The 23,613-nt window shown below is 68.6% G+C and carries 30 protein-coding genes; 9 read left to right on the top strand and 21 right to left on the bottom strand.

Annotated features, from left to right (window positions below; translation table 11 throughout):
* Positions 1–654 precede the first annotated feature (654 nt).
* Positions 655–1,023 (bottom strand): VOC family protein, encoded by a 369-nt coding sequence (locus ABZZ22_RS09300; RefSeq protein WP_354929687.1) that lies wholly within the window; start codon positions 1,021–1,023, stop codon positions 655–657.
* Positions 1,024–1,070: 47 nt separating this feature from the next.
* Here ABZZ22_RS09300 and ABZZ22_RS09305 point away from each other — a divergent pair, with 47 nt between their 5' ends.
* Positions 1,071–1,640: a TetR/AcrR family transcriptional regulator gene (locus tag ABZZ22_RS09305; RefSeq protein WP_354929690.1), complete on the top strand. Its 570-nt coding sequence runs from the start codon at positions 1,071–1,073 to the stop codon at positions 1,638–1,640.
* A 224-nt stretch (positions 1,641–1,864) separates the two neighbouring features.
* Here the strand turns inward: ABZZ22_RS09305 and ABZZ22_RS09310 are convergent, their stop codons facing one another.
* The 3 genes from ABZZ22_RS09310 to ABZZ22_RS09320 all read right to left on the bottom strand — a co-directional run bounded on the left by ABZZ22_RS09310 (position 1,865) and on the right by ABZZ22_RS09320 (position 4,168).
* Positions 1,865–2,377: a GNAT family N-acetyltransferase gene (locus tag ABZZ22_RS09310; protein ID WP_354929693.1), complete on the bottom strand. Its 513-nt coding sequence runs from the start codon at positions 2,375–2,377 to the stop codon at positions 1,865–1,867.
* Between the two features lie 87 nt (positions 2,378–2,464).
* Positions 2,465–2,683 carry a hypothetical protein gene (locus tag ABZZ22_RS09315; RefSeq protein WP_183542287.1) on the bottom strand — a complete coding sequence of 73 codons (219 nt, stop codon included), beginning with the start codon at positions 2,681–2,683 and terminating at the stop codon, positions 2,465–2,467.
* Between the two features lie 72 nt (positions 2,684–2,755).
* Positions 2,756–4,168 (bottom strand): NAD(P)/FAD-dependent oxidoreductase, encoded by a 1,413-nt coding sequence (locus ABZZ22_RS09320; RefSeq protein WP_354929696.1) that lies wholly within the window; start codon positions 4,166–4,168, stop codon positions 2,756–2,758.
* Between the two features lie 138 nt (positions 4,169–4,306).
* Between ABZZ22_RS09320 and ABZZ22_RS09325 the strand changes: the two genes are divergently transcribed.
* Together ABZZ22_RS09325 and bfr are read left to right on the top strand one after the other, a co-directional pair.
* On the top strand, positions 4,307–4,510 hold the full coding sequence (locus tag ABZZ22_RS09325; protein ID WP_354929699.1) for a (2Fe-2S)-binding protein: 204 nt from the start codon (positions 4,307–4,309) through the stop codon (positions 4,508–4,510).
* 84 nt (positions 4,511–4,594) lie between these two features.
* Positions 4,595–5,083: a bacterioferritin gene (gene bfr, locus ABZZ22_RS09330; RefSeq protein ID WP_292652909.1), complete on the top strand. Its 489-nt coding sequence runs from the start codon at positions 4,595–4,597 to the stop codon at positions 5,081–5,083.
* 35 nt (positions 5,084–5,118) lie between these two features.
* On the opposite strand, the gene ABZZ22_RS09335 is transcribed toward bfr, so the two are convergent.
* The 4 genes from ABZZ22_RS09335 to ABZZ22_RS09350 form a co-directional block, all read right to left on the bottom strand.
* Positions 5,119–5,505: a VOC family protein gene (locus tag ABZZ22_RS09335; RefSeq protein ID WP_354929703.1), complete on the bottom strand. Its 387-nt coding sequence runs from the start codon at positions 5,503–5,505 to the stop codon at positions 5,119–5,121.
* An 11-nt stretch (positions 5,506–5,516) separates the two neighbouring features.
* Positions 5,517–6,107, bottom strand: a complete 591-nt coding sequence (locus ABZZ22_RS09340) for a hypothetical protein (protein ID WP_354929706.1) — start codon at positions 6,105–6,107, stop codon at positions 5,517–5,519.
* Positions 6,108–6,243: 136 nt separating this feature from the next.
* Positions 6,244–7,761, bottom strand: coding sequence for a glycerol kinase GlpK (gene glpK / locus ABZZ22_RS09345; protein WP_354929709.1), 1,518 nt, complete (start codon positions 7,759–7,761; stop codon positions 6,244–6,246).
* 36 nt (positions 7,762–7,797) lie between these two features.
* Entirely contained in the window at positions 7,798–8,682 is an 885-nt protein-coding gene (locus tag ABZZ22_RS09350; protein ID WP_354929712.1) for an MIP/aquaporin family protein, read from the bottom strand.
* 178 nt (positions 8,683–8,860) lie between these two features.
* On the opposite strand from ABZZ22_RS09350, the gene ABZZ22_RS09355 reads away from it, so the two are divergent.
* Positions 8,861–9,631 (top strand): IclR family transcriptional regulator, encoded by a 771-nt coding sequence (locus tag ABZZ22_RS09355; RefSeq protein WP_354929715.1) that lies wholly within the window; start codon positions 8,861–8,863, stop codon positions 9,629–9,631.
* Entirely contained in the window at positions 9,628–11,130 is a 1,503-nt protein-coding gene (glpK, locus tag ABZZ22_RS09360) for a glycerol kinase GlpK (RefSeq protein WP_354929718.1), read from the top strand. Before ABZZ22_RS09355 ends, glpK (ABZZ22_RS09360) begins: the two co-directional genes overlap by 4 nt.
* Here the strand turns inward: glpK (ABZZ22_RS09360) and ABZZ22_RS09365 are convergent.
* The 6 genes from ABZZ22_RS09365 to ABZZ22_RS09390 all read right to left on the bottom strand — a co-directional run bounded on the left by ABZZ22_RS09365 (position 11,127) and on the right by ABZZ22_RS09390 (position 14,958).
* Positions 11,127–11,474 (bottom strand): metalloregulator ArsR/SmtB family transcription factor, encoded by a 348-nt coding sequence (locus tag ABZZ22_RS09365; protein WP_354929721.1) that lies wholly within the window; start codon positions 11,472–11,474, stop codon positions 11,127–11,129. The genes glpK (ABZZ22_RS09360) and ABZZ22_RS09365 overlap by 4 nt on opposite strands.
* On the bottom strand, positions 11,471–11,950 hold the full coding sequence (locus ABZZ22_RS09370) for an SRPBCC domain-containing protein (RefSeq protein ID WP_354929724.1): 480 nt from the start codon (positions 11,948–11,950) through the stop codon (positions 11,471–11,473). Before ABZZ22_RS09370 ends, ABZZ22_RS09365 begins: the two co-directional genes overlap by 4 nt.
* A gap of 100 nt (positions 11,951–12,050) precedes the next feature.
* Positions 12,051–12,824 (bottom strand): MerR family transcriptional regulator, encoded by a 774-nt coding sequence (locus ABZZ22_RS09375; RefSeq protein ID WP_354929727.1) that lies wholly within the window; start codon positions 12,822–12,824, stop codon positions 12,051–12,053.
* A 68-nt stretch (positions 12,825–12,892) separates the two neighbouring features.
* Positions 12,893–13,657 carry an ABC transporter permease gene (locus tag ABZZ22_RS09380; RefSeq protein WP_354929730.1) on the bottom strand — a complete coding sequence of 255 codons (765 nt, stop codon included), beginning with the start codon at positions 13,655–13,657 and terminating at the stop codon, positions 12,893–12,895.
* Positions 13,657–14,475, bottom strand: a complete 819-nt coding sequence (locus ABZZ22_RS09385) for an ATP-binding cassette domain-containing protein (RefSeq protein WP_354929733.1) — start codon at positions 14,473–14,475, stop codon at positions 13,657–13,659. The genes ABZZ22_RS09380 and ABZZ22_RS09385 overlap by 1 nt, the downstream gene beginning before the upstream one ends.
* A 93-nt stretch (positions 14,476–14,568) precedes the next feature.
* The gene (locus ABZZ22_RS09390; RefSeq protein WP_354929736.1) at positions 14,569–14,958 is read right to left on the bottom strand and encodes a DUF1801 domain-containing protein; all 390 of its coding nucleotides are present in this window, start codon (positions 14,956–14,958) and stop codon (positions 14,569–14,571) included.
* A 104-nt stretch (positions 14,959–15,062) separates the two neighbouring features.
* Here ABZZ22_RS09390 and ABZZ22_RS09395 point away from each other — a divergent pair, with 104 nt between their 5' ends.
* The gene (locus ABZZ22_RS09395) at positions 15,063–15,524 is read left to right on the top strand and encodes a MerR family transcriptional regulator (protein ID WP_292652896.1); all 462 of its coding nucleotides are present in this window, start codon (positions 15,063–15,065) and stop codon (positions 15,522–15,524) included.
* Positions 15,525–15,556: 32 nt separating this feature from the next.
* On the top strand, positions 15,557–16,603 hold the full coding sequence (locus ABZZ22_RS09400; RefSeq protein WP_354929739.1) for an NAD(P)-dependent alcohol dehydrogenase: 1,047 nt from the start codon (positions 15,557–15,559) through the stop codon (positions 16,601–16,603).
* Positions 16,604–16,683: 80 nt separating this feature from the next.
* On the opposite strand, the gene ABZZ22_RS09405 is transcribed toward ABZZ22_RS09400, so the two are convergent.
* From ABZZ22_RS09405 to ABZZ22_RS09415, 3 genes are read right to left on the bottom strand one after another with little or no spacing between them, the layout of a single operon-like run.
* Positions 16,684–17,472, bottom strand: coding sequence for a pentapeptide repeat-containing protein (locus ABZZ22_RS09405; RefSeq protein ID WP_354929742.1), 789 nt, complete (start codon positions 17,470–17,472; stop codon positions 16,684–16,686).
* A 33-nt stretch (positions 17,473–17,505) separates the two neighbouring features.
* Positions 17,506–18,180 (bottom strand): SGNH/GDSL hydrolase family protein, encoded by a 675-nt coding sequence (locus ABZZ22_RS09410; RefSeq protein ID WP_354929745.1) that lies wholly within the window; start codon positions 18,178–18,180, stop codon positions 17,506–17,508.
* Complete coding sequence (locus tag ABZZ22_RS09415) at positions 18,177–19,583, bottom strand: DHA2 family efflux MFS transporter permease subunit (protein ID WP_354929748.1); 1,407 nt, start codon at positions 19,581–19,583, stop codon at positions 18,177–18,179. Before ABZZ22_RS09415 ends, ABZZ22_RS09410 begins: the two co-directional genes overlap by 4 nt.
* A gap of 66 nt (positions 19,584–19,649) precedes the next feature.
* Between ABZZ22_RS09415 and ABZZ22_RS09420 the strand changes: the two genes are divergently transcribed.
* On the top strand, positions 19,650–20,249 hold the full coding sequence (locus tag ABZZ22_RS09420; protein ID WP_354929751.1) for a TetR family transcriptional regulator: 600 nt from the start codon (positions 19,650–19,652) through the stop codon (positions 20,247–20,249).
* Positions 20,250–20,393: 144 nt separating this feature from the next.
* Here the strand turns inward: ABZZ22_RS09420 and ABZZ22_RS09425 are convergent, their stop codons facing one another.
* Together ABZZ22_RS09425 and ABZZ22_RS09430 are read right to left on the bottom strand one after the other, a co-directional pair.
* On the bottom strand, positions 20,394–20,816 hold the full coding sequence (locus ABZZ22_RS09425) for an ArsI/CadI family heavy metal resistance metalloenzyme (RefSeq protein WP_354929754.1): 423 nt from the start codon (positions 20,814–20,816) through the stop codon (positions 20,394–20,396).
* An 87-nt stretch (positions 20,817–20,903) separates the two neighbouring features.
* Positions 20,904–21,284, bottom strand: coding sequence for a DoxX family protein (locus tag ABZZ22_RS09430; RefSeq protein WP_354929756.1), 381 nt, complete (start codon positions 21,282–21,284; stop codon positions 20,904–20,906).
* Between the two features lie 80 nt (positions 21,285–21,364).
* Between ABZZ22_RS09430 and ABZZ22_RS09435 the strand changes: the two genes are divergently transcribed.
* Entirely contained in the window at positions 21,365–22,261 is an 897-nt protein-coding gene (locus ABZZ22_RS09435) for a sigma-70 family RNA polymerase sigma factor (RefSeq protein ID WP_354929759.1), read from the top strand.
* Here the strand turns inward: ABZZ22_RS09435 and ABZZ22_RS09440 are convergent.
* Together ABZZ22_RS09440 and ABZZ22_RS09445 are read right to left on the bottom strand one after the other, a co-directional pair.
* Positions 22,250–22,861: a helix-turn-helix domain-containing protein gene (locus ABZZ22_RS09440; protein WP_354929761.1), complete on the bottom strand. Its 612-nt coding sequence runs from the start codon at positions 22,859–22,861 to the stop codon at positions 22,250–22,252. The two genes, ABZZ22_RS09435 and ABZZ22_RS09440, sit on opposite strands and share 12 nt — an antisense overlap.
* 15 nt (positions 22,862–22,876) lie before the next feature.
* Positions 22,877–23,548 (bottom strand): enoyl-CoA hydratase-related protein, encoded by a 672-nt coding sequence (locus tag ABZZ22_RS09445; protein WP_354929763.1) that lies wholly within the window; start codon positions 23,546–23,548, stop codon positions 22,877–22,879.
* Positions 23,549–23,613: the final 65 nt, after the last annotated feature.

Raw genomic sequence — 23,613 nt, forward strand, 5'->3', positions numbered from 1 at the left:
ATCACACGCACACCAGTAAGCTTCGGAACTTCAGTTCCTGACCAGTCTGGTGACTGCTTTATTCGCTTTGTTCTTCGTGCTGAACCTTATCAGGCTCTCTTTCGCTTTCGCAATTCGGCGCCTTTCGCGCTTTCCTTGCCAGCTCCAGAAGCTTTCTTCCGGTCCTGCCTGCCAGACTTTATCAGACTCACTTTCGCTTTCCCAACTCGGCGCGTTCCGCGCTTTCCCTGGTCAAACTCCGGTGCTTCTGCCTCGTCCTGGAGGACTTTATCGGATCTCGCTTCGTTGTCCAATTCAGCGCATTCACACTGTTATCGGATAACGCAATATCCACACCAACACAGCCATGACGATCTGATCGGAATCAGATCTGAGTCCTGCAGCCAATCCTGAGACTTGCTGCCAGACACCCTGGATCGAGCGATGCTCGAAGAGCGGAGGTGGTCGCTCCGGGGCCGGAAGCCCGCCCGAAGACTCGCGCTTGCTTCCCGCCGCACCCTGGCGACTCGGAGAACACTACACACACCCTGGCGCCGTTTCAAATCGCCAGAGCAACTTTTTTCGTGCGATGTTCTAGACCCCACTCTAGACCCCCTGCACAAGGCGCGTGACCCGTTTGCCGCACGCGGCACCGGGCCCTCGCGGCCCTGCCTGTCACGCGGGCATGAAGAGCTCGACCGGATTGCCGGCCGGATCCTCTATCACGGCCTGAGCACCGCCGCGCCCGTCGATGCGGCTGGTGCGCACCCGCACCCCGGCCTCGCTCAGACGGCGGAGCTCCTGGTCGAGATCGGGCATCTCGAGCTGGATGCGGCTCCAGCCGCCGGCGCTCGGAAGGTTCCCGTCGTCGGCAGCCTGCCCGGCGCCACCTGCGCCGGGTTTGTTCAGCATCAGCCTCAGCCCGTGGCCCTCGAGCATCGCGAACCCGCCCGCCCTGGGGCCGACGTCCTCGAAGCCGAGCTCACGGTAGAAGGCGACGGCAGCAGGCATGTCGTCGACGATGTAGCGGAATCCAGGAATCATCTGTCTCTCCTCTCTGCGACACTAATGTTGCATAGTAGGCTCCGGGCATGGCTTCTCGTCAAGGGCGAACTGATCCCCGCGTCGTGCGCAGCCGGGAGAGGGTCCTCGAAGCGGCGCTCTCCGAGCTCGCCGAGCGGGGATACGGCGGATTCACCATCGATGGTGTGGCCACACGCGCCGGCGTCGCTCGGAGCACGATCTACCGGCTCGGGCACGACCGGCTCAGTCTGGTCGCCGCGGCGATGGAGACGCTCAACGTGCAGCCACGTCCGGAGGCCGGGGAACAGGACCCACGTGCTGACGTGGTCGCGATCGTCTCCCACCTCGCCTCCGCCATGCAGTCCTCTCTGATGTCCGACTGCCTCCCCGCGGTGCTCGACGGCGCCGAGCGCGACGCCGGCCTGCGGGAGCTGCACCATCGCTACAGCGAGGAGCGGCGTACGCGACTGATCGATGCCCTCACCCGAGCCCAGCAGGCTGGATACGCCGTCGGCGATCCGGGCCGGGCAGCCGAGGCACTGGCGGGTGCCGTGTTCTATCGACGACTGATGACGCCGGCCCCGCTGCGTACGGACGAGGTGGACGGTCTGGTGGCGACCGTTGTCGGCGAGCGGTGACTCGGAGGTCGGCTCAGCCGACGCCGATGTGCTGATAGTCGAGGGCGATCGGTATTTGCGACCGCGGTTGCCGGTGAGGAAGACGACGTGGTCGCCGTGGGCGCCGATCCAGACCGGGGACGTGCGTGGGGCACCGCCGGGGCCGATGGTGGCGACGTGGGCCAGAGCACCGAGCGGCTCGGGCATCTGGTCGAGCGCAGCCGTATTCAGCGGGGTAGCGGTGGTCAGCTGCCGCCGGCGGCGCTCAGCTCCTTGAGCGCGGCGCCGTCGATGCGGTGGACCTCCCACTCGTCCTGCGGGACCGAGCCGAGGGATCGGTAGAAGGCGATCGACGGCTCGTTCCACTTGAGCACCCACCACTCGAGGCGACGCCAGTCGTTCTCGACGCAGATCTCGGCGAGACGTACGAGGAGTGCCTTGCCGGCACCGGCGCCGCGGCGCTCCGGGTCGACGAAGAGGTCCTCGAGCCAGATGCCGTTGCGGCCGGTCCAGGTGGAGAAGGTGACGTACCAGACCGCCATGCCGATGATCGTGCCGCCCGTTCCATCGGTGCCAGCGGTCTCGGCGACGAGGCAGCGGGTGGTCGGCGTCCCGGACTCCGGGAAGAGCGCGGTGGTGAAGTCGGCCTCGGTGGCCTCGACGGCGTCGGGCTCCTTCTCGTAGACGGCCAGCGCGTGGACGAGGCGGAGGATCTCGGGTACGTCGGCGGGAGCTGCATCGCGGATGGTGACGGTCACGGTGCCGATCCTAGGGCTACCGACAGACAGAGATCGCCCTCCCCGAGCAGACTCGGGGAGGGCGATCTCGTTCAGCTCAGACGGGGGTCAGAGCTTGGAAAGCTTGGAGAAGGGGCTGGCGATGCGCACCAGCCGGGGACCGAAGTCGACAGTGACTGCGGCCGTTTCTTTGTTGACGACCCGACCCAGGCCGAAGGAGTCGTGGGAGACCAGGTCCCCAGACTCGAACTGCTCAATGACCGGCTCGGGATCTGCCTTGAAAGGACTCGCGGCGAAGTGTCGCCGCCGGGGGGTTGAGGTAGTCATCCCTTCGAGTATGTGGCCTCTGACACGAATAAGGGAATGCACAGGTTGGTCACAAAGACCTATCAGATCGTTTCAGGCCGGTGTGTAGTCGTTCGTTTCGTAGCTGGCACTGCGCCGATAGTGGGCCGAGATGCTGGGCCAGTTGGTGGTGATGCGGCCGTTCTTCTCCCGGTACCAGGAGGTGCACTTGCTCCAGACGCTGTCGGCCAGCTTCTCCTGGACCCTGGCGTCGTAGGCCTCCTCGACCTCCGCCCTGACCTCGAGCGGCCCGGCCGCGGCGACGTGGTCGGCGTACCGGCCGAGGTAACGGGCCTGGGTCTCCAGGAAGTAGATGATCGAGCCGCCACCGGTGTTGGTGTTGGGGCCGTACATGATCAGCAGGTTGGGAAAGCCGGGGACGGTCATGCCGTGATAGGCGTGGGCGCCGTCCTTCCAGTGGGTGTGCAGGTCACGGCCCTGGGTGCCGGCGATCGTCATCGGGGCGAGGAAGTCGGTGGCTTTGAACCCGGTTCCCCAGATGAGCACGTCGACCTCGTGGTGGCGCCCGTCAGCGGTCGTCACGCCGGTCGAGGTGATCTCGGTGATGTCCTCGGTGACCACGTCCACGTTGGGCTGGGCGAGGGCGGGCAGGTAGTCGTCGGAGAAGAGGATGCGCTTGCAGCCGAAGGGGTAGTCGGGCCAGACCTTCTCGAAGAGTCCGGGCTTCGCGGCCGTCTGGGCCTTCATGTGGCGCCTGGACCAGGCGCGCATGACGGCACCGAAGGGCTTGACGTGGAAGGAGGTGGTGAGCCACTCGGCCTGGACCCAGATCTTCGCCCGGTCGAGGAGCTGCCGGGTCGGGTGATCGGGGTCGGCGCGCTCGAAGTCCTTGCGCGGGACGATGTAGGGCGCCGAGCGCTGGAAGAGCAGGACCTGCGCCGCACTCTTCCGCACCTCGGGTACGAACTGGATCGCGCTCGCCCCGGTGCCGATCACCGCGACCCGTTTGCCGTCGAGGCTGAGGTCGTGGTCCCACTCGGCAGAGTGGAAGGCCTCTCCCCGGAACGTCTCGGTGCCGGGGATGCTCGGGATCGAGGGCCGCGAGAGCTGCCCGACGGCAGGCACGAACAGGTCGAACGTCTCGGTCTCCCCCGTGCTGAGGTCGAGCCGCCAGGTCTTCGCCTCGTCGTCCCAGCTGGCGGCGGTCACCTCGGTGCGGAACCGGACGTGGCGGCGTACGTCGTACTTGTCGACGACCTTGTGGATGTAGTCGAGGATCGCGGGCTGGCGGGAGAACTTGTGGGGCCAGTGCGGGTTCGGCTCGAAGGAGTAGGAGTAGAGGCTGGAAGGTACGTCGCAGGCGGCTCCCGGATAGGTGTTCTCCCGCCAGACGCCGCCGACGTCAGCGGCCTTCTCGAACACGACGATGTCGTCGTGGCCTCGCTTCTTGAGCTCGATCGTGGCGGCAAGGCCGCCGAAGCCGGTGCCGATGACTGCGATGCGCAAGAGATCCTCCGAGGGCCGGGAGCGACGATGTGACCTGGACCATACCGGGAGAATGTGAGCCGCCGCGCCGGCGAGACCGCACAGTAAGAATCGAGACGCCCCCTCGTCATCTTCCTTAGGTTCGGCTAACCTAATTACATGATCGTCTGCCAGTGCCGAGTCGTCACCGACCGTGACGTCGACGCTGCCCTGGCCGACGGCGCGCGCACGGTCAGCGCGATCTGCCGCTCCACGGGTGCCGCCCAGGACTGCGGCTCGTGCGTCTTCTCGGTGAAGAAGCAGGTCGCCCGGCATCTCGAGCAGGAGTGCTCGCACCTCGTGGCTGACGGCGCCGCGAGCTGACGCAACCGGACTCAAACTGAGTCTGTCCTCACTCCGGGGGTGCCGTGCCAGGATCGGGAAAGATCCCGCTACCGGAGGTACGTCATGCAGCCAGTCGATCCACGCGTCGTCGAGCTCCTCAACGAGGCGCTCACGTTCGAGCTCACCGTCACCAACACGTATTTCCTGCATGCTCGAATGCTCGACAACTGGGGTCTGCCCAAGCTCGGCAAGGTCTTCTACGACCTGTCCATCGACGAGATGCGCGACGCCGACGAGCTGATCAACCGGATCCTGATGTTCGACGGGCACCCCAACGTGCAGCGACTCAACCCCATCGAGGTCGGCGAGACCGCTGAGGAGATGCTCTCCCTCGCCCTGGCGAGCGAGCGCGCCGCGGTCGCCCAGTTCAACGCCGGCGGCGAAGAGTGCCACCAGCTCGGGGACCACGGCACCGCTGCCGTCTTCGAGGAGATGGTCCGCGACGAGGAGAAGCACGCCGACTGGTTCGAGTCCCAGCTCGACGCGATCGACCGCGTGGGTCTGCAGGCGTATCTGGCTCAGCACGTCGGGGCGGGCGAGGGACCCGGCTGAGCCGGACCCCTCGTTCCCCCTCAGGCAGCTTCCTCTCAGGCAGGCACCGCGTCGTCGATGCAGAGGATATTGTCCTCACTGTCCTTGAACCAGGCTGCGTGCCCGGTCTCACCCATGCCTGCGACATCACCGTCCCAGGTCAGTCCGGGCATCTCGTAGTGCTCGAAGCTGACACCCTTGCCGCGCAGGTCCTCGGTCTCCTTGCGGACGTCGGCCACGTGGAACTGGGCGATCGTGTGCCCGGCCTTGCCCGCCTGCTCGGTCTCGTAGAGGTGGAAGGACGTCCCGCCCGACGTCGTGTAGAGCAGCCCGCCGGGGTCCTCACCGCTCGGCTCTAGCCCGAGCTTGTCGGCGTAGAAGCGACGAGCCCGCTCGAGGTCGGCGGCCGGGATGTTCGCCATCACATTGCTGTCGGTCAACATCGCGGGCCTCCTCAGGCGCTCTCGAACCAGGGGCGGTGGAGGTCGTAGAAGGTCGCACCCTTCATCGCGTAGTCGAGCTCGCGGCGTACGTCCTCCGGCGGCTCCATCTGCTCGCCCTTGCGGGCCTCGTCCTCGCTGGTGAACGCGACAGTCTCGACGAAGCTGCCGTCCGCCTCGATCGCGAGGGTGCCGCCGAGGATCTCGGGGCGCATCTCGTGCAACTGGGTGGTGTCGGCCATCATCGCCTTGAGCCGGCTCGGGTCGTCGACGCGGCCACGGATGATCTGCACGAACCCGGCGTCGTCGGAGCCACCGTCGAACAGCAGCGCGACGTCGTCGCAGTCGTGGAACTCCATCGGCCCGTCCATGACCTCGGCCATCTTCGCTGCCCACTCCCCCTGCTCGGGGCGGTCGGAGTTGGCCATCGCGGCCTCGCGGGACTCGAAGCGGACCACCCCGATGAGCTGGCCGTCGTCGGTGAATCCGTAGGTGCCGCCCAGCCACCCGGTCGCACTCGGCGCCAGGTCTCGACGCCACTCGTCGAGCAACTGGTGAGCCTCGTCCTGCCGGGTGCAGGGGCCCTGAATCATCTGGATGAACATTGCTGCCTCCTCGGTCGTTGGTGTGCCAACGGACCGGTCGAGGCAGTTGCCGGGCCCCGGCCGGGCCCATTCGCAACGTACGTCCGAAGGGTCGCTCCGCACATGCCCCAAACTGGGCGTTTTTGAAACGACGCCGTCAGTCGACGTCGACCCAGTCGAGCGTGCGGTCGACGGCCTTGCGCCAGCCGGCGTACCCGGTCTCGCGCTGCTCCTCGCTCCAGGCCGGCGTCCAGCGCTTGGACTCGTTCCAGTTCTGGCGGAGCTCGTCGGTGTCCTTCCAGAACCCGACTGCCAGGCCGGCGGCGTAGGCGGCTCCGAGCGCGGTGGTCTCGGCGACCACCGGTCGGCTGACCTCGACACCGAGGACGTCGGCCTGGATCTGCATGCACAGCTCGTTGACGGTGACGCCGCCGTCGACCTTGAGGACCTCGAGGCGTACGCCGGAGTCCTTCTCCATCGCATCGGCGACGTCGCGGCTCTGGTAGCAGATCGACTCCAGGGTGGCCCGGGCGATGTGGCCGCTGGTGTTGAACCGGGACAGGCCGACGATCACGCCGCGGGCGTCCGAGCGCCAGTAGGGGGCGAAGAGTCCGGAGAACGCGGGCACGAAGTAGACCCCGCCGTTGTCCTCGACCTCCTTGGCAAGGGTCTCGGACTGGGCGGCGTTGCTGATCACCCTCAGTTGGTCGCGCAGCCACTGCACCGCGGAGCCGGTCACGGCGATCGAGCCCTCCAGGGCGTACGTCGGGGGCTGGTCGCCGAACTGGTAGCAGACCGTGGTGAGGAGGCCGTTCTGGGAGCGTACGAGCTCGTGGCCGGTGTTGAGGAGGAGGAAGTTGCCGGTGCCGTAGGTGTTCTTGGCCTCGCCGGCATCCAGGCAGACCTGGCCGACCATCGCGGCCTGCTGGTCGCCGAGGATGCCGGTGATCGGAACCTCGCCCTTGAGGGGTCCGTTCGCGAGCGTGGTGCCGTAGGCCTTGGGCTCTGAGGACGGCCGGATCTCGGGGAGCATCTGGCGCGGGATGTCGAAGAAGCCCAGCAGTTCGTCGTCCCAGTCGAGGGTCTCGAGGTCCATCAGCATGGTGCGGCTGGCGTTGGTGACGTCGGTCACGTGCACGCCGCCGTTGGGGCCACCGGTCAGGTTCCACACGACCCAGCTGTCGGTGGTGCCGAAGATGGCATCGCCGCTCTCCGCGGCCTCGCGGACGCCGTCGACGTTCTCCAGGATCCACTGGATCTTGCCGCCGGCGAAGTAGGTGGCCGGCGGCAGGCCGGCCTTGCGCCGGATGATGTCGCCGCGCTCGTCCCTGTCCAGGGCCGAGGCGATCCGGTCCGTGCGGGTGTCCTGCCAGACGATGGCGTTGTAGTAGGGCCTTCCGGTCTTTCGGTTCCACACGACGGTGGTCTCGCGCTGGTTGGTGATGCCGAGCGCGGCGATGTCCTTGTCGGTCAGACCCTGGCGGCCGAGCGCGGTCTGGATCACCGAGCTGGTGCGTTCCCAGATCTCCACGGGGTTGTGCTCCACCCAGCCCGCCTTCGGCATGATCTGCTCGTGCTCGAGCTGGTGGCGGGCCACCTCGTTGCCGCCGTGGTCGAAGATCATGCAGCGGGTGCTGGTGGTGCCTTGGTCGACGGCTGCGACGTAGTCGGGCATGTCGTCGGTCCTCTCTGTTTCTGTAGGTCTGCTCGGTCAGGCGGTCTTGCGCTCGGGCTCCAGGACTTCCTCGTCTGCTTCCCCGGGGATCGTTCCTACCTCCTCAGCCTCCTCCAGCGCGGGAAGGAAACGCGAGATCAACACCTTGTAGGCGCCGGCTCCGACGAGCGCACCGAGCAGCGGGCCGAGGATCGGAATCCAGAAGTAGACGTCTCCGGCTGCGGTCACCCATGCCCCCTCATACCCGGTGAGGAAGGAAGCCAGCCGCGGCCCGAAGTCACGGGCGGGGTTGATGGCGTAGCCGGCGTTGGCGCCCCAGGCCATCCCGATCCCGACGATCACGAACGCGATCGCGACCGGTGCGAACCAGGCGATCGGCGCGGAGTTCTTGGCATCGGTGATCGCCATGATCAGGAACAGCAGGATCGCGGTGCCGATCACCTGGTCGGCGAAGGCGGTGGTCAGGCTGATGCCCAGCGCCGCGTCGCCGTTGCCCGGGAGCGTGGAGAAGATGCCCTGGGTGGCGTGGGTGTGGCCGGGGTCGACGCTCGTGATCGCGTCGCCGTAGGCCGCTCGCACGATGAGGGCGGCGACGAAGGCGCCGAGGACCTGGGCGATGCTGTAGGGCAGTACCTTGCGCCACTCGAAGTCGCTGAAGACGGCCAGCGCGAGGCTGACGGCCGGGTTGAGGTGGGCGCCGCTGATCCGTCCCGCGGTGTAGATGCCCAGCATCACCCCGATCCCCCAGGCCCAGGCGATCGAGTCGTGATCGCCCAGCCCGCCATCGCCGGTCACGACCTGCGCGACCACACCGACTCCGAACAGGATCAGGATCATCGTCCCGGCGAACTCCGCGCTGAGCTCTCCGATGAGCGTTCGACGTGCCGGTGACGGGCCGCCCGAAGCGGTTGGTTCTGTCATGCGCTGCTCCTGCCGTGTGGGGTCTGGCGGACTCCAGCACGGTAGGGACGCGTGATGCCGGTCACAACCGCAGCCGTTCGGCATCGCCGAACGCTGCGTGTCTCGCGGGGTGGCACCGGCGGCCCCTGGACCGCCGAACCTCCGCTGGGTGCCGCGCTCGGCCTCTACGCTTTTACCGATGTCTCGGACCGTGCAATCAGTCGAGCGGGCGGCTGCGTTGCTGCGAGTGCTCTCCGCCGCCAATGAGCCGATGGCTCTTGGGGAGCTGGCGGCCGCCGTGGGGCTGGCCAAGCCGACGGCCCATGGGCTGCTGCGTACGTTGGCGGGGGCGGGCTTCGTCGACCAGGAGCCGGTCACCGGGCGTTATCTGGTGGGGTCGGGACTGCTCCGTCTCGGGTCCGTGACCCTGGATCTCAACGAGCTGCGCTCGGAGACGCTCAACTGGGTGGACACGCTGGCGGCCCGGACGGGCGAGGAGGCGCGGATCGCGGCCTACCGCGGCGGCTCCGCGGTGGTGGCACACCACGTCTTCCGGGCAGGGCCGGGAGTGCAGGTGATGGACACCGGGAGGTCGCTTCCGCTGCACGCCACCGCGCTCGGAAAGGTGCTGGTCGCGTTCGATCCGGGCGCGGCCCGCAGCGTCGTCGGGCGGCGGCTGGACCGGCTGACGTTCCGAACGATCACCGATCGGTCGGCGCTGCTGCGGGCGTTGGCGGACGCACGCGACACCGGGTGGGCCTCGGCCGTCTCGGAGGCGCGACCCGAGCTGGCCGGGATCGCGGCGCCGGTTCGCGACCGGGGCGGGTACGTGGTGGCCGCGGTGGGCATCGCCGGACCGGTGCCGCGGCTGTGCGACTCGCGCGGGCGGCCGCGCTCGGATCTCGTCGAGCAGGTCGTCGGTGTCGCCCGGTCGATCTCGCGGGCGCTCGGTCATGGCCGGGCGGCATGAGCAGCCCTCGCTATGTGGCCGCGCTCGACCAGGGGACGACCTCGACCCGGTGCATGCTCTTCGACCGCGAGGGCAGGATGGTCTCGCTGGCACAGCGGGAGCACCATCAGCACTATCCGCGCGCGGGCTGGGTCGAGCACGACCCCATGGAGATCTGGGACATCGTCTGCCGGGTCTTGCCGGAGGCGCTCGCGGATGCCGGGGCGTCTGCCTCCCAGGTCGTCGGGCTCGGGATCACCAACCAGCGCGAGACCACGGTGGTGTGGGACCGACACACCGGCCGGCCGGTCCACAACGCGATCGTGTGGCAGGACACGCGGTCGTCCGAGGTGCTGCCCGCTGTCGCCGCCGACATGCCCGAGGCGGAGATCCAGGCTCGGTGCGGGCTGCCGCTGGTGACGTACTTCTCCGGGCCGAAGGTGCGCTGGCTGCTCGACTCCTCTCCTTCCCTGCGGGAGCGGGCGGAACGCGGGGATCTCCTGTTCGGGACGATGGACTCGTGGCTGGTCTGGAACCTGACCGGGGGCATGGCCGGCGGGACGCACGCCACCGACGTGACCAATGCCAGCCGCACGATGCTGATGAACCTCAGCACGCTCGACTGGGACCCGGAGCTGCTGGCGGCCATGCGGATTCCACGGTCGATGCTGCCCGAGATCCGGCCGACGGTCTCTGCCTTCGGGACCACCGTCGCGCCGATCCCCGGGATCCCGGTGACGGCGGTGATCGGTGATCAGCAGGCCGCGCTGTTCGGGCAGGCGGGGTTCGACCGCGGCGACGCGAAGTGCACCTTCGGGACGGGCGGGTTCCTGCTCCTCAACACCGGCTCGACCCCGGTGCGTTCGCAGCACGGGTTGATCACGACGGTCGCGCATGCGATGGAGGGCGAGCCGGCGGCGTACGCGCTGGAGGGATCGATCGCCGTCGCCGGGGCGCTCGTGCAGTGGTTCCGCGACGGCCTCGGGCTGATCCGCTCGGCCGCCGAGATCGAGACCCAGGCGCTGACGGTGGCCGACAACGGTGGTTGCTACGTCGTCCCGGCGTTCACCGGCCTGTACGCACCGCACTGGGAGCCCGATGCGCGCGGCGTGATCGTCGGGCTGACCTCGTACGTCACCAAGGCCCATCTGTGTCGCGCCGTCCTCGAGGCCACCGCCTGGCAGACCCGGGAGGTCATCGACGCAATGAACGCCGACGCCTCTGCTCCGCTGACACAGTTGGCCGTCGACGGCGGCATGACCGCCGACAACCTGCTCATGCAGACCATCGCTGACTTCCTCGACATCCCTGTCGTCCGGCCGATGGTGGCCGAGACGGTCTCGCGCGGTGCCGCCTACGCGGCTGGGCTCGGGGCCGGGTACTGGCCGGACCGACAGGTCCTACGGCGGCACTGGCGGCGGGCGGCCGAGTGGCGGCCGGCCATGAATGCTGCCGCCCGGGATGCCGAGTTCGCTCGGTGGCGGCGGTCGGTCGAGCTTGCGATCGGGTGGGGGGCCTAGGTTCGGTCGTCGGGGAGACCTTCGTCCGGGGACTCGGCGAGGGACTTGAGTGCGCGGAGTCGGGCGTCCCAGGCGTTGCCGATGCGGTCGAGCTCGTGCGCGAGGGCGTTGAGGCGGGAGCCGAGGGCGGCGTAGACGATCTCGCGGCCCCGGCGCTCGGCGGTGACGAGGCCGGCTTCGGAGAGTACGTCGAGGTGCTTGACGATCGCCTGGCGGCTGACCGGGAGCACCCGGGCCAGGGCGGAGGCGGACATCGTCTCCTGCCCCAGCCGGGTGAGGACGTCCCAGCGAGTCTGGTCGCCCAGGGCCGCGCACATCTCGGGGAGGGTGGGCGTCGCGGTCACGAACGCGCCTCGAGGTACGTCTTGGCCGCCTCGAGCTCCTGGGCCCAGCCACCGTCGTTGCCCTCGCGCTCCTTGAGCCAGACCGCGGGGTCCTCGGACAGGGTGGAGAAGCCGCTCTCCAGAACCTCGAGGGTCACGCCGCCGGCGGGATTCTCCTCGATCCGGAACTCCACCAACGTGCCCTCGGTGGCGTCGCGGTAGGGCGTGCCGAGCCAGCGGAACGCGGCGTAGCGCGGCTCATCGAGCTCGATCGTGCGGAACCGGAACTCGCCCATCGTCGGGTGGGTGACCACGGCGACCTCGGTGCCGTCATCGGTGGTCTCGACGCGGGTGTCCGGGTCGTCGAGGACGGTGCCGTCGTTGACGTACCACCCGGGGCGGGTGATCAGGGACCAGACCTTCTCGGCGCTGGCGTCGATGACGATCTGGCGTCGGATGCTGTCGAGCTCGGCGAGCTCTTCGGTTGTGCGAACCATGGGTCCTCCTTGAGTAGTGGACGTGCAACCTCAGTGTTGCACTTCTCCATTACAGTCGCAACCCGCTGGTTGCAGATTGCCCCTGGGTGGCGTACGTCCTCTACTTCTCGATCCGCTCGAGCTTGGTCCAGCCGGTGTAGCCGCGCTTCTCGACCAGGCGCATGAGGTCGCGAGCCACGGGGACCTGCTCGACGAACATGGAGTCGAGCAGTGCGGCGAGCTCGTCGGGCATGGCCTGGTCGCCGTCGACGTAGGCGGTCCAGTCCTCGTCGGAGACCGCGTTCATCTGGGCGACGATCTGGTCGGCGATGGTCTCCAGACGCGGGTCGCCGGGCTGCCAGTCGAGCAGGTCCGCCATCTGCTTGTAGGTCTCGACAACCGCAGGATCATCGAGCTGGCCGACCTTGCTGCGGATGTAGGCATCCATGCTCTGCGGCTGCTGGGCGGCGACGAGGATCCAGGCGTCGCGCTCCCCCTCGACGATCCGTTCCGGGATACCGAGCTCCCGCATCCGTCCCAGATAGGCGACCGCCTCGGGAGGGAGGGCGAGCCCGTCGCCGTGGACGAGCCTGGCGATCCGCTCGCGGTGGCCCTGGAGCTCGCGGATCTCCAACCGGAGGCGCTTGTCGATCTCGGCGACAGCCGTCTTGAAATCGTCGTCGCCGGCGTCCAGCAGCTCCTTGACACGGGAGAGCGGGACGCCGGCGTCGGCGAGGATGCGGATCTTGATCAGGTCCACGACGGCGGCTGCGTCGTAGCGTCGGTAGCCGGAGTGGTCACGTTCGGGCTCCAGCAGCAGGCCTTTGGCGTGGTAGTGGCGTACGGCCCGGACGGTGACTCCGGCCGCAGAGGCCACTTGGCTGATCGTGAGCATTGCCGAATAGTGACAATGAACCGCATCGCTGTCATCGCTTTTCAGTTATCTGGGTGCTGCCAGCTTCGTCAGGCGAACTTGCGGCGGTAGGCCGCGGTGGCCAGGACGTACGCGACGACCAGGAGGCCGACACACCAGGCCAGCGCGATCCACAGCTCGTTGCCCGGGTCCTGGCCGGCGAAGATCGCCCGGATGGTGTCGACGATCGAGGTGACCGGCTGGTGCTCGGCGAAGGCCTGCACTGGGCCGGGCATGGTGTCGGTCGGGACGAACGCCGAGCTGAGGAAGGGCAGGAAGATCAGCGGGTAGGAGAACGCGCTGGCTCCCTCGACCGTGCCGGCCGTCAGCCCCGGAACCACCGCGAGCCAGGTCAGCGCGAGGGTGAACAGGGCCAGGATGCCGATCACGGCGAGCCAGTCGAGCACGCTCGCGCCGGTGCGGAAGCCCATCAGCAGGGCGACGAGCACCACCACGACCAGCGAGATCATGTTCGCGACCAGCGAGGTCAGCACGTGTCCCCACAAGACCGCGGACCGGGCGATCGGCATCGACTGGAACCGGTCGAACATGCCGCCGTTCTTGTCCTGGAAGAGACGGTACGCGGTGTAGGCGATGCCCGAGGCGATGGTGATCAACAGGATGCCGGGTAGCTGATAGCTGACGTAGCTCTCGTGGGAGCCGGTGTCGATCGCGCCGCCGAAGACGTACACGAACATGAGCATCATGGCGATCGGTGTGATCGCGGTGGTGACGATGGTGTCGGGGCTGCGGCCGATGTGTCGCAGGGAGCGGCCGGTCAGGATGGCGGTGTCGCCGAAGAATCGGGTGGTCATCATGACTCCTTCACGGTGGTGTTGCCGGCGGGGACGGTGCTGTTGTTGCTCTCGCTGGTCTTGCTGTTCTTGCCGGTGATGGCGAGGAAGATCTCCTCGAGGGACGGCTGCTTCTCGACGTACTCCTGCTTCGCGGGCGGGAACATCGCCTTGAGCTCGGCGAGGGTTCCGTTCGCGATGATGCGGCCCTCGTGGAGGATCGCGATCCGATCGGCGAGCTGCTCGGCCTCTTCGAGGTACTGCGTGGTGAGCAGCACCGTCGTGCCGCCCTCGGCGAGCTCCTTGACCGCCTGCCAGACCTCGATCCGGGCTTCCGGGTCGAGGCCGGTGGTCGGCTCGTCGAGAAAGATCACCGGCGGGTTGCCGATCAGGCTCATCGCGATGTCGATCCGGCGGCGCATGCCACCGGAGTACGTCGCGACCTTGCGGTTGCCGGCCTCGGTGAGCGAGAACCGGGCGAGGAGGTCGTCGGCGACCGCGCCCGGGTTCTTCTCGCGGAGCAGCTTGGCGATCAGGATGAGGTTCTCGCGACCGGTCAGGATCTCGTCGACGGCGGCGAACTGGCCGGTGAGGCTGATCGAGCCGCGTACGTCTTGGGCCTGGGTCCTGACGTCGAAGCCGTTGACCGCCGCCTGGCCGCCGTCCGCCTTGAGCAGCGTGGTCAGGATCTTCACGGCCGTGGTCTTGCCGGCGCCGTTGGAGCCGAGGAGGGCGAAGATGCTCCCCTTCTCGACGCTCAGGTCGACGCCCTCGAGGACATGTACGTCGCCGTAGGACTTGGTCAGTCCGGCGATCTGGATGGCTGGTGTCGGGTTCATGTGGAACAGCGTCGTGGGTTGACGCTGGGTCAAGGTCAAGCGGAAGTTTCAAACTTCTTTTCCGCTGGCCTGACCGGTCCGACAGGAGTGGGGTCAGCCCTTCTGCAGACGCCGCCAGCCACCGGCGCGATTGTTGGCGACGATGGCCCGCAGCAGCTCGGTCAGCGCTGGGCGGTCGATCGCGTCACCGCGGTAGATCTGGATGGCTCGCCCGGTGGCGTTGCCGTGACCCTGGTTGATGATCCCGGCGGGATCGGGGACGGTCGGGTCGTAGAGGAACAGGTTGATGTGGTCCTTGGTGGCGAGGAGGGCGCACACGTTGCCCTGCAGCACGAAGTAGGGCTGCACCGTCCGCTTGATCGTCTCCTCGATGTCCGGATCGGCATCGTGGATGATCTCTCGCAGCTCACGGCAGATGTCGCGCTGCCACTCGGGCAGGCCGTCGAGATAGCTGTCGACGCCGGCATGCGTGCGGAGGGTCATGGTCGCAATCTACGCCCGGGCCGCGGGCGCGTGGCAAGACAAATGAACAAGTCGACAAATCAATCCTTTGACTTCAAGTACTTGAAGTTCCTAGCGTCATTGGTGTGACTGCAACGACGAGTTCGCGGACGTATTCGATCCGCGAGGTGGCGACGCTGACCGGTTTGCCGGCCAGCACCTTGCGCTACTACGAGTCGATCGGACTGATCAGGCCGGTCAGCCGTGGCGCCAGCAGCGGGCACCGGGTCTACGACGAGACAGACCTGGACCAGCTGACCGGTGTCTCCTGCCTGGCCGCGATCGGGCTCTCGATCGACGACATGCGAGCGTACGTCGCCAACAGCCGCCTCGGCAGCGATGGCGCGACCGAGCAGATCGACATGCTCACCGAGCACGCGGCCCGCCTCGCCAGGGAGGCCGAGAACCTCGAGCTGCGGCGGACCTATGTCGGCCTCAAGACCGACTACTGGCGTGCCATGGCGGCGGGCGATCAGGCACGCGCTGAAGAGATCGGCGCGCAGGCACACACTCTGGCCGACCGGATCCGCAGCCGCGAGAGCCAGTGACCCACTACTCACCCCGACCCAGGAGAACATCCATGCGCGTCAACGCGTACGCAGCCCCTTCCGCCGGCGAGCCGCTGGCCCCCATCACCATCGAGCGCCGCGAGGTCGGCGTGAACGACGTCCTCATCGCGATCGAGTTCGCCGGCATCTGCCACTCCGACATCCACACCGTCAACGGTGACTGGGGCCGGCAGCCGTTCCCGGTCGTGCCGGGCCACGAGATCGTCGGCCGCGTCACCGAGGTCGGCTCCTCCGTCACCCGCCACAAGGTGGGTGACCGCGTCGGCGTCGGCTGCTTCGTGAACTCGTGTCGCGAGTGCGACAACTGCCGCAACGGCGACGAGCAGCACTGCTCGACCCCCGGCGGCGGGGTCGGGACGTACGCCGCGAAGGACCGTGACGGCTCGTTCACCCAGGGTGGCTACTCGACCCACGTCGTCGTGGACGCCGACTTCGCGCTCCAGGTGCCCGAGGGCATGGACCCCGCGGCCGCGACGCCGCTGCTGTGCGCCGGCATCACGACGTACGCGCCGCTGAAGAAGTGGGGCGCGGGTCCTGGCAAGAAGGTCGCGATCGTCGGGCTCGGCGGCCTCGGCCACATGGGTGTGAAGATCGCGCACGCGATGGGCGCCGAGGTCACCGTGCTCTCGCAGTCGCTGAAGAAGCAGGAGGACGGTCTGCGGCTCGGCGCCGACCACTACTACGCCACCTCCGACCCGGCGACCTTCGAGCAGCTGGCCAGCTCGTTCGATCTGATCGTGAACACCGTCAGCGCCAAGATCGACGTCGACGCCTACCTCGGCCTCCTCGCCGTGGACGGCACGATGGTCAACGTCGGCGCGCCCGCGGAGCCGCTGAGCGTCAACGTGTTCTCGCTGATCACCAACCGGCGCAACTTCGCCGGTTCGATGATCGGCGGCATCGCGCTGACCCAGGAGATGCTCGACTTCTGCGCCGAGCACGGCATCGGCTCCGAAGTCGAGGTCATCTCCGCGGACCAGATCAACGAGGCGTACGCCCGGGTGCTGGCCTCCGACGTGCGCTACCGGTTCGTGATCGACACCGCGACGCTGGTCTGATCAGTCACGAGCGGGCGAAAGTGGCAGCCGGATCCGGGTCCGGGCTGCCACTTTCACCCGCTCCCGGGCCGGGATCCGGCCTACGTCCAGTGCGCCGGTCGGGCAAGGCCCTCGGGGAGCCGGGTGCTCGCGTCGCCACGTAGGGCGTTGACCTGCGACTGGCCGAGGAAGAGGGCCTGGGAGAGATCCGCACCCGCGGCAGCCGCGTCACGGAGATCGGCGCCGAGCAGGTCGGCATCGGCCAGGTCGACGCCGCGCAGGTCCGCGGCCACCAGGAGCGCGCCCCGAAGGTCGGCACGACGCAGGTCCCGCCGACGCAGGTCGCGGCCGACGAGATCGGCACCGCTGAGCGCAGCGCCCGCGGGGCGGCGTACCTCCGCACTCACCTGCCGAAGCGCATCCCCGACGACCGCACGGAGCGCGGGGACGTCGGTGGCGAGCACCTGGTCGGCGGTGCCGCCCGCCGCCGAGGAGACCCGTGCGGTCACGTCGGCGAGCTCGGTCGAGGTGCCACGCCACCCGGCCTCCTCGAGCAGGGCCAGCATCTCGTGCAGCTGCCGCATCACCCCGAAGACGTCGAACATGCTCCGCCGCAGGTCCGGCTCCGTACGCCAGTCTGTGCCGCCGAAGGTCACCTGAGTGACCTGCTGACCGGCGCCGGAGCACTCGAAGACCGTGCACCCGGCGTACCCGCGATCACGCAGCCGGTCATGGATCCCGCACCCGAAGTCGGGACCGAGATGACGGCACGGGTCGCCGGCCGCCTTGTCCTCCGGGAAGTCCGCCGAGCGGGTGAAGGACAGCGCGACGCAGCACAGGCCGGCGCAGCTGGAGCAGTCCGAGCGGTACGCGGAGTCGGGAAAAGTCACGGCCTCATCCTCCCGTATCCGCCGACCGGGTCGTCACGCGAGCGCGTCGACGATGGCGGCGAAGGCCACGGCGTGCCCACGGGCGTTGCCGTGGATACGGTCGCGGGCGTAGATGGCCGGGTCGGCGGACAGCGGGTGGTGATGGGTGTCGATGTGGATCCCGTCCAGGCTGCGGGTGATCTCTGCGGTGATCCGGTCGAGGGTGTCGAACCGCTCGGCCATGTCCACCGCCTGCTCCGCACGCACCAGCCCGGACCGGGCGAGATCGAAGAGGCCGACGGTGAGAACGACGGCACCGCTCTCCGCCAACGGCCGCAGGAGCAGCTCGAGCTCCGTACGCAGCTGGTCCGGGTCGTACGGATTGAAGGCGTCGTTCCCGCCCGCGCTGACGAGCACGGCGTCGGGCGCGAAGGCCAGCGCCGGCTCGAGCTGCACCTCGCGGATCTCGGCGGTGGTCAGGTAGGGGATGGCGAGGTTAACCGACTCGAAGCCGGGGCGGGTGCTCGCCAGGGCGTCCACCAGGCGCTCGGCGAAGGACTCGTCGCGGTAGCCGTCCAGCGGGCCCCGGATGCCGGCGGTGACGCTGTCGCCGAGCACCGCGAACCGCTTCCACGGCTGGTGGCTGAGCCTGTCGGCGGCGGTCTCGGGGTCGGTGCAGTGGGGATCTGTGGCCTCCAGCTCGAAGCTGTCGGTGCGGGTCTCGGTCATCGGTGGGTCTCCTTGGTGGGCTGGGTGATGGGAACGTGGATCACGACCGGGCGCAGCAGCGCCGCGCCGGCCAGAGCGAGCAGGGAAGCCAGGGTGGTGAACCAATAGACCCCGGCGTACGGGCGGACAGCGGTGGTCGCGTCGACCTGGACGAGCAGCACGGACAGGACGGCGATACCGAAGGCGCCGCCGAGCTGCCGGGCGGCCATCAGCAGCCCGGTCACGGCGGCGAAGTGCTGCGGGGCGCTCGCCGTCGCGCCGGCCGTCGAGATGCCGACGGTGGTGAGGCCGACACCGATCCCCATCAGGGTGCCCACCGGCAGCCAGAGGCCGAGGAACTGTGGCGTCGTCGAGATGCTCAGCGCCAGCAGCGCGCTCGAGGTTGCCAGGATGGTCGCCCCGACCGCGATCATCCGACGTGGCGGGATCGGCGCCTTGACCCGGCCGACCCCCAGTCCGACCACGGCGGCCGCCAAGGCCGCGGGCGTCATGGCCAGGCCGGCGCGGAGCGCCGAGTACTGCCACACCTCGACCAGGAAGAGGACCCCCAGGAGCATCGTGGCAAACAGTGCGATCCCGTACGCGGTCGAGACGCCGGTCGTCACCGCGACACCGCGGTTCCGGAGCAGGTCGATCCGAAGACCAGGATGCTCGTGGCTGCTCGCCCGCCGGACCGCTCCGACCGTGGCGAGGATCGCGACCGCGGCCGCGGCCAGGACGAACCACGACCCCCAGCCCCGGGCGGGCGCCTCGGAGAGCCCGAGCACGAGAGCACCGATCGCGACCGCGATGAGCAGACTCCCCAGGACGTCGGGCAGACGACGCATGGCGGTGTCTCCGGCACGCAGCGGCCGCGCGGCCCAGACGACCCAGACGCCGAGCGGCACGTTGATGCAGAACACCGCCCTCCAGTCGATCCACTCGATGACCACGCCACCCAGCGCCGGTCCCGCGGCCGCAGCCAGCGCACCGGCTCCGCTCCACAGCCCGATGGCCGCACGACGACGCTCGGGAGGAACCTCGGCGAGGATGAGCGCGAGGGACGCGGGAGTCATCAGCGCCGCTCCGACGCCCTGCAGCGCCCTTCCCACGAGCAGCAGCTCGAAGGTCGGCGCCAGCGCGATGACGAGCGAGCACACGGTGAAGAGACCGACCCCGAAGCGGAACAGCCGGGCTCGGCCCGCCGCGTCGGCGGCGACGCCCGCCGGTGCGAGGAAGGCGGCGAACGGGATGACGTACGCCGTGGCGACCCAGGCGGCCGCGGTGGCACCGACCGAGAACTCGGCGGCCACGGGCGGCACCGCCAGATTGGTCACCGTGGTGTCGAGAAAGGCGAGCACGGTCGCCGATGCGCCGACCTTGACGGCGAGCGCCGGTCTTCGCGAGGTGTGTGAGGAGTCCATGCGAGCAGATTAAGCGTACGATCGTACGTTATGCAATAGAGTTCGATCGTGCGCTAAACTTCTGGCATGGCAGGACGTGCATCCGCGCAGGCGGCACTCGAAACCCGACGGAGCGTGGTCAAGGCAGCCGCCGACCTGGCTTCGATCGAGGGACTGGACAGCGTGACGATCGGCCGGCTGGCCGAGATCGTGCAGATGAGCAAGTCGGGGGTGATCGGCCAGTTCCGCACCAAGGAGGCCCTCCAGCTGGAGACGGTCGAGCTGGTCTTCGCCGACTTCCGGACCCGGGTCTGGGACACGGTCAAGCGGTTCCCGCAGGGGCTCCCCCGGCTTCTGGCCGCATGCGACGCCTGGACGGAGTACGCCGCGGATCCCGGCTACCCGGGCGGCTGCCTGATGACCCAGGTGACCTACGACTACGACGGTCGCGACGGCGCCGTCCACGAGCGCCTGCTCGAGGGCCGCAACCAGTGGCGAGCGACGTTGCGGGCCGACCTGGCCACCGCCGTCGAGGCCGGTGACCTGCCCGAGGACACCGACGTCGAATCGGTTGTGTTCGGGCTCGAGTCGCTCGCCTCGTTCATCACCCCCGCCCGCCTCCTCCACGGCGACATGCGAGCCGCTGACCGCGCCTACCAGGGCATGCGGCGGATCATCGGCGTCTAGGACGAAGTCCGACCGCGCGGAGTCGCCGGACGCACAGATCCCGCCGGACCAGAACCTCACGGCCCGGCCCGACGGGATCGTGGCCCGTCAGCGGCGATCAGGCCGGATCGGCCAGGAGCAGGTCGATGCGGGCCCCGTTCAGCATCAGCCCGCGGCCGCGGCCGCGGGCTCGGGCTCCGGCTCGGCCGCGGCGGGGGTGTCGCTGTCGGCGAGCACGGTGTAGACCTCCCACCGCTCGCCGTTGGGGGCGTTCTCGACCCAGAACTTGTCCTGCTTGGCGTAGCAGCAGGTGGTTCCCCGCTCGTCGACCGATGCGAAGCCGGCGGCGTGCAGCCGAGTCTGCTCGGTGTCGACCGTGTCGGTGTCGGCGACCTCGACGCCGAGGTGGTTGATGGTGCCGCCCTGGCCGGGATTCTCGACGAGAACCAGCTTCAAGGGCGGCTCGGCGACGGCGAAGTTGGCGTAGCCGGGCTTGGTCTTGGCCGGCTCGACTCCGAACAGGGTCGAGTAGAACGCGACCGACTTCTCGAGATCGTCGACGTTGAGCGCGAGCTGGATGCGTGACATGGGATCCTCCTGAAGCTCATATTGATGTCTGTCGATACGATACTCTGCACCTCATATCGACAACTGTCAATGTTTTGCGCCATGGGTCTAGAAGGGCTGCAGGTCGAACCGGCCCCAAGCGACGAAGGCGAAAAGGCTCAGGTAGAGGAGGTCCGGGCCGAGCAGCTTCCACTCGCTGCGCCGTAAGCGCGTGGTGGCGGCGCCGGTCATGAACATCACCATCCCGCAGGCCGCGAGCGGAGTCAGGATCGGAGCGATGCCCAGAGCCCCCGGAAGGATCAGGCCCAGGCAGCCGATGATCTTGACCGTCCCGATGAACTGGAGGTGGCCGTCGCCGAAGTCGTCGATCCAGTGCTGGCTCTCCCCCAGAGCGCGGTATCGCTCCCTCGACATCAGCAGCAGACTTGTGCCCCCGGCAGTGAAGGCCGCGGCGAGAAGCCCGGCGACGATCCACAGAATGACGTTCACAGTGTTCTCCTAGATCTTGTTACGACGGCCCGGCCGGGCTCGTCATGGTGATGACGGCCCAGGACGAGAAGAGGTAACCGATGACCGACCAGAAGGATCTGAGCGGGGAGTTCGAGGCACATCGGGCTCGGCTGCTGGCGATCGCGGCCCGGGTGCTCGGCAGCCCGGCCGACGCCCAGGACGTCGTACAGGAGGCATGGCTGCGGCTCGCCCGCCAGGAGCCAGGCTCCATCGAGAACCTGGGCGGGTGGCTCACGACCGTGGTCGGCAGGCTCAGCATCGACACCATCCGGTCGCGTACGACCAAGGCTGAGGTCTCCTACGAGGAGCAGTTCCGGGATCCGATCGTCACCCCGGACGACGCCGATGCGTCCCAGGGCCCCGAGGACCTCGCGATCCAGGCGGATGCACTGGGACTGGCGCTCATGGTCGTGCTCGGGTCGCTCCGCCCCGAGGAGCGGCTCGCCTTCGTGCTGCACGACATGTTCGCCGTGCCGTTCAGCGAGATCGGCCAGATCATCGACAAGTCGGCCGACGCCGCGAAGATGGCCGCCAGCCGCGCCCGCCGGAAGGTGCACGGTGCCCCGAGGCCCACCAGCGGCCGGCGCGAGCAACGCCGCGTGGTCGACGCGTTCCTTGCCGCCGCCCGGGACGGCGACTTCGACGAACTGCTGGAACTCCTCGATCCTGATCTTCGCTGGGAGCTGCACGGCAGCCGCGGCGTGACGGTGACTCGAGGACGTACGGACCTTCTCCGGGCACTTGCGCGCGGCGCCGACTCGGGCGTCACCGCCCGCCGTGTCCTGGTCGATGGCCGGCCGGGAGTCCTCGCCTGGGGTCCTTCCGGTGAACCCATGGCGCTGATGGCCTGCACGGTCGAGGGCGGGCGCATGACCAGGATCGCCTCCCTGGCCGATCGCGCCCGGCTCGAGCGGCTCGACCTGCCACCGCGGGAACCGGAGGAGTCAGACGCCTGAGGCCGGGGGCGCGACCGCCGCGATCCCATGGACAGCGTGCTCGAGCGAGTGCGCGGCCAGGGGGTCGGCGATGTCATCGGCCTGGAGCAGCAGCGCTCCGGGCAACGTGACCACACAGTGGCGTACGACCTCGACCGCTGCGCGGTCCCGCCGGTCCCACAGCGCGGAGGCGAGGTCGACGAGGAGCGTGCCGAGCTCCTTCTGGAGGTCGATCAGCTGAGTGCGTGCCGGCTCACCGGGGTCCGCTGCCAGCAGGTCGTCCGCGGTGACCGCGAGCAGGAGGCGAGCACCATCGGCGTTGTCCGTGGCGTACGTCGCCGGGGCGAGCGCCGCCGCGACGAGCGCAGAGGTCGCATCGCCGTCGAGCACCGCCTCGCGCACCCGGTCCCGCTGGAAGGCAAGGAAGCGGCCGGCCTCCTGTGCCCAGACGCGCGCCAGCAGGCCGGCGCGAGACCCGAACGCGTGGTAGACCGCACCGTTGGATGCGCCTGACACCGAGCTGAGCGCTCGGATCGTCAGGCCGTCGGCACCCCGCTCGATCCACAGCCTCCGGGCGTGGCCGAGGAGGTCGTCGAGGTCATGCTGCCGGGGACGTCCCATCGTCGGCTCGACGGCTCAGGCCGGCTCGGCGTCGCCGGAGCGGAGCGCCGCGACGACGTCGGCGAACATCCTGGCCTTGATCGTGCCGAGCGTGGCACGGTCCTTGCCTGCCAGGTCACGCACGAGCCCGGCAGCCGTCTCGGCCAGCTCGTCGGCGGCGGCGGAACCGTCGACCAGACCCACCGCGGCGGCCTCTCCCCCGCCGTAGCGCCGGCCGGTCGCCATCGCGTCGAGCGCGGTGCGCGGCGTCAGCTTGCTGGTGACCAGGGCGTTCATGCCCGGGGTGAAGGGGATGTGGATGTCCACCTCGGGGAAGCAGAAGTAACCGCGGTCCTCGCGCATCGCCCGGTAGTCGTGCGCCATCGCGAGCATCGCGCCGGCACCGAACGCGTGCCCGTTGACCGCAGCGACCGTCGGCACGGGCAGGGTGAGGACGCGCGCGAAGAGCGCCTCGACCCGCTCGACGTACCTGTCGTGCTGATCGAGGTTCTGCCCGAGCCACTCGAGGTCGAGTCCGTTCGAGTAGAACTTGCCGCCGCCGGTCGAGACCAGCACGGCTGGCTCGGTCGTCGACTCGATCCGGTCGAGAGCCTCCTCGACGGTCTCGAGCCAGTCGGGTGAGAAGCGGTTCTCATCGGCGCCGAGATCGAGTGTCCATACCGGTCCGTCGTGGGAGATGGTGACCATGGCGCTGCTCCTTCGTCTGCGACCCGCGGTTCGCGGGACTGGCTGCTGCGTCGACAGTAACAGAG

The sequence above is a fragment of the Nocardioides sp. NPDC006273 genome, assembly GCF_040613495.1.
GTDB lineage: Bacteria > Actinomycetota > Actinomycetes > Propionibacteriales > Nocardioidaceae > Nocardioides.

Coding starts and splice junctions, on each gene's coding strand:
- ABZZ22_RS09300 (WP_354929687.1), bottom strand. CDS start 1,023: ATGATTCCTGGATTCCGCTACATCGTCGACGACATGCCTGCTGCCGTC.
- ABZZ22_RS09305 (WP_354929690.1), top strand. CDS start 1,071: ATGGCTTCTCGTCAAGGGCGAACTGATCCCCGCGTCGTGCGCAGCCGG.
- ABZZ22_RS09315 (WP_183542287.1), bottom strand. CDS start 2,683: ATGACTACCTCAACCCCCCGGCGGCGACACTTCGCCGCGAGTCCTTTC.
- ABZZ22_RS09325 (WP_354929699.1), top strand. CDS start 4,307: ATGATCGTCTGCCAGTGCCGAGTCGTCACCGACCGTGACGTCGACGCT.
- bfr (WP_292652909.1), top strand. CDS start 4,595: ATGCAGCCAGTCGATCCACGCGTCGTCGAGCTCCTCAACGAGGCGCTC.
- ABZZ22_RS09335 (WP_354929703.1), bottom strand. CDS start 5,505: ATGTTGACCGACAGCAATGTGATGGCGAACATCCCGGCCGCCGACCTC.
- ABZZ22_RS09340 (WP_354929706.1), bottom strand. CDS start 6,107: ATGTTCATCCAGATGATTCAGGGCCCCTGCACCCGGCAGGACGAGGCT.
- glpK (WP_354929709.1), bottom strand. CDS start 7,761: ATGCCCGACTACGTCGCAGCCGTCGACCAAGGCACCACCAGCACCCGC.
- ABZZ22_RS09350 (WP_354929712.1), bottom strand. CDS start 8,682: ATGACAGAACCAACCGCTTCGGGCGGCCCGTCACCGGCACGTCGAACG.
- ABZZ22_RS09355 (WP_354929715.1), top strand. CDS start 8,861: ATGTCTCGGACCGTGCAATCAGTCGAGCGGGCGGCTGCGTTGCTGCGA.
- glpK (WP_354929718.1), top strand. CDS start 9,628: ATGAGCAGCCCTCGCTATGTGGCCGCGCTCGACCAGGGGACGACCTCG.
- ABZZ22_RS09370 (WP_354929724.1), bottom strand. CDS start 11,950: ATGGTTCGCACAACCGAAGAGCTCGCCGAGCTCGACAGCATCCGACGC.
- ABZZ22_RS09375 (WP_354929727.1), bottom strand. CDS start 12,824: ATGCTCACGATCAGCCAAGTGGCCTCTGCGGCCGGAGTCACCGTCCGG.
- ABZZ22_RS09380 (WP_354929730.1), bottom strand. CDS start 13,657: ATGACCACCCGATTCTTCGGCGACACCGCCATCCTGACCGGCCGCTCC.
- ABZZ22_RS09385 (WP_354929733.1), bottom strand. CDS start 14,475: ATGAACCCGACACCAGCCATCCAGATCGCCGGACTGACCAAGTCCTAC.
- ABZZ22_RS09390 (WP_354929736.1), bottom strand. CDS start 14,958: ATGACCCTCCGCACGCATGCCGGCGTCGACAGCTATCTCGACGGCCTG.
- ABZZ22_RS09400 (WP_354929739.1), top strand. CDS start 15,557: ATGCGCGTCAACGCGTACGCAGCCCCTTCCGCCGGCGAGCCGCTGGCC.
- ABZZ22_RS09410 (WP_354929745.1), bottom strand. CDS start 18,180: ATGACCGAGACCCGCACCGACAGCTTCGAGCTGGAGGCCACAGATCCC.
- ABZZ22_RS09415 (WP_354929748.1), bottom strand. CDS start 19,583: ATGGACTCCTCACACACCTCGCGAAGACCGGCGCTCGCCGTCAAGGTC.
- ABZZ22_RS09420 (WP_354929751.1), top strand. CDS start 19,650: ATGGCAGGACGTGCATCCGCGCAGGCGGCACTCGAAACCCGACGGAGC.
- ABZZ22_RS09425 (WP_354929754.1), bottom strand. CDS start 20,816: ATGTCACGCATCCAGCTCGCGCTCAACGTCGACGATCTCGAGAAGTCG.
- ABZZ22_RS09435 (WP_354929759.1), top strand. CDS start 21,365: ATGACCGACCAGAAGGATCTGAGCGGGGAGTTCGAGGCACATCGGGCT.
- ABZZ22_RS09440 (WP_354929761.1), bottom strand. CDS start 22,861: ATGGGACGTCCCCGGCAGCATGACCTCGACGACCTCCTCGGCCACGCC.
- ABZZ22_RS09445 (WP_354929763.1), bottom strand. CDS start 23,548: ATGGTCACCATCTCCCACGACGGACCGGTATGGACACTCGATCTCGGC.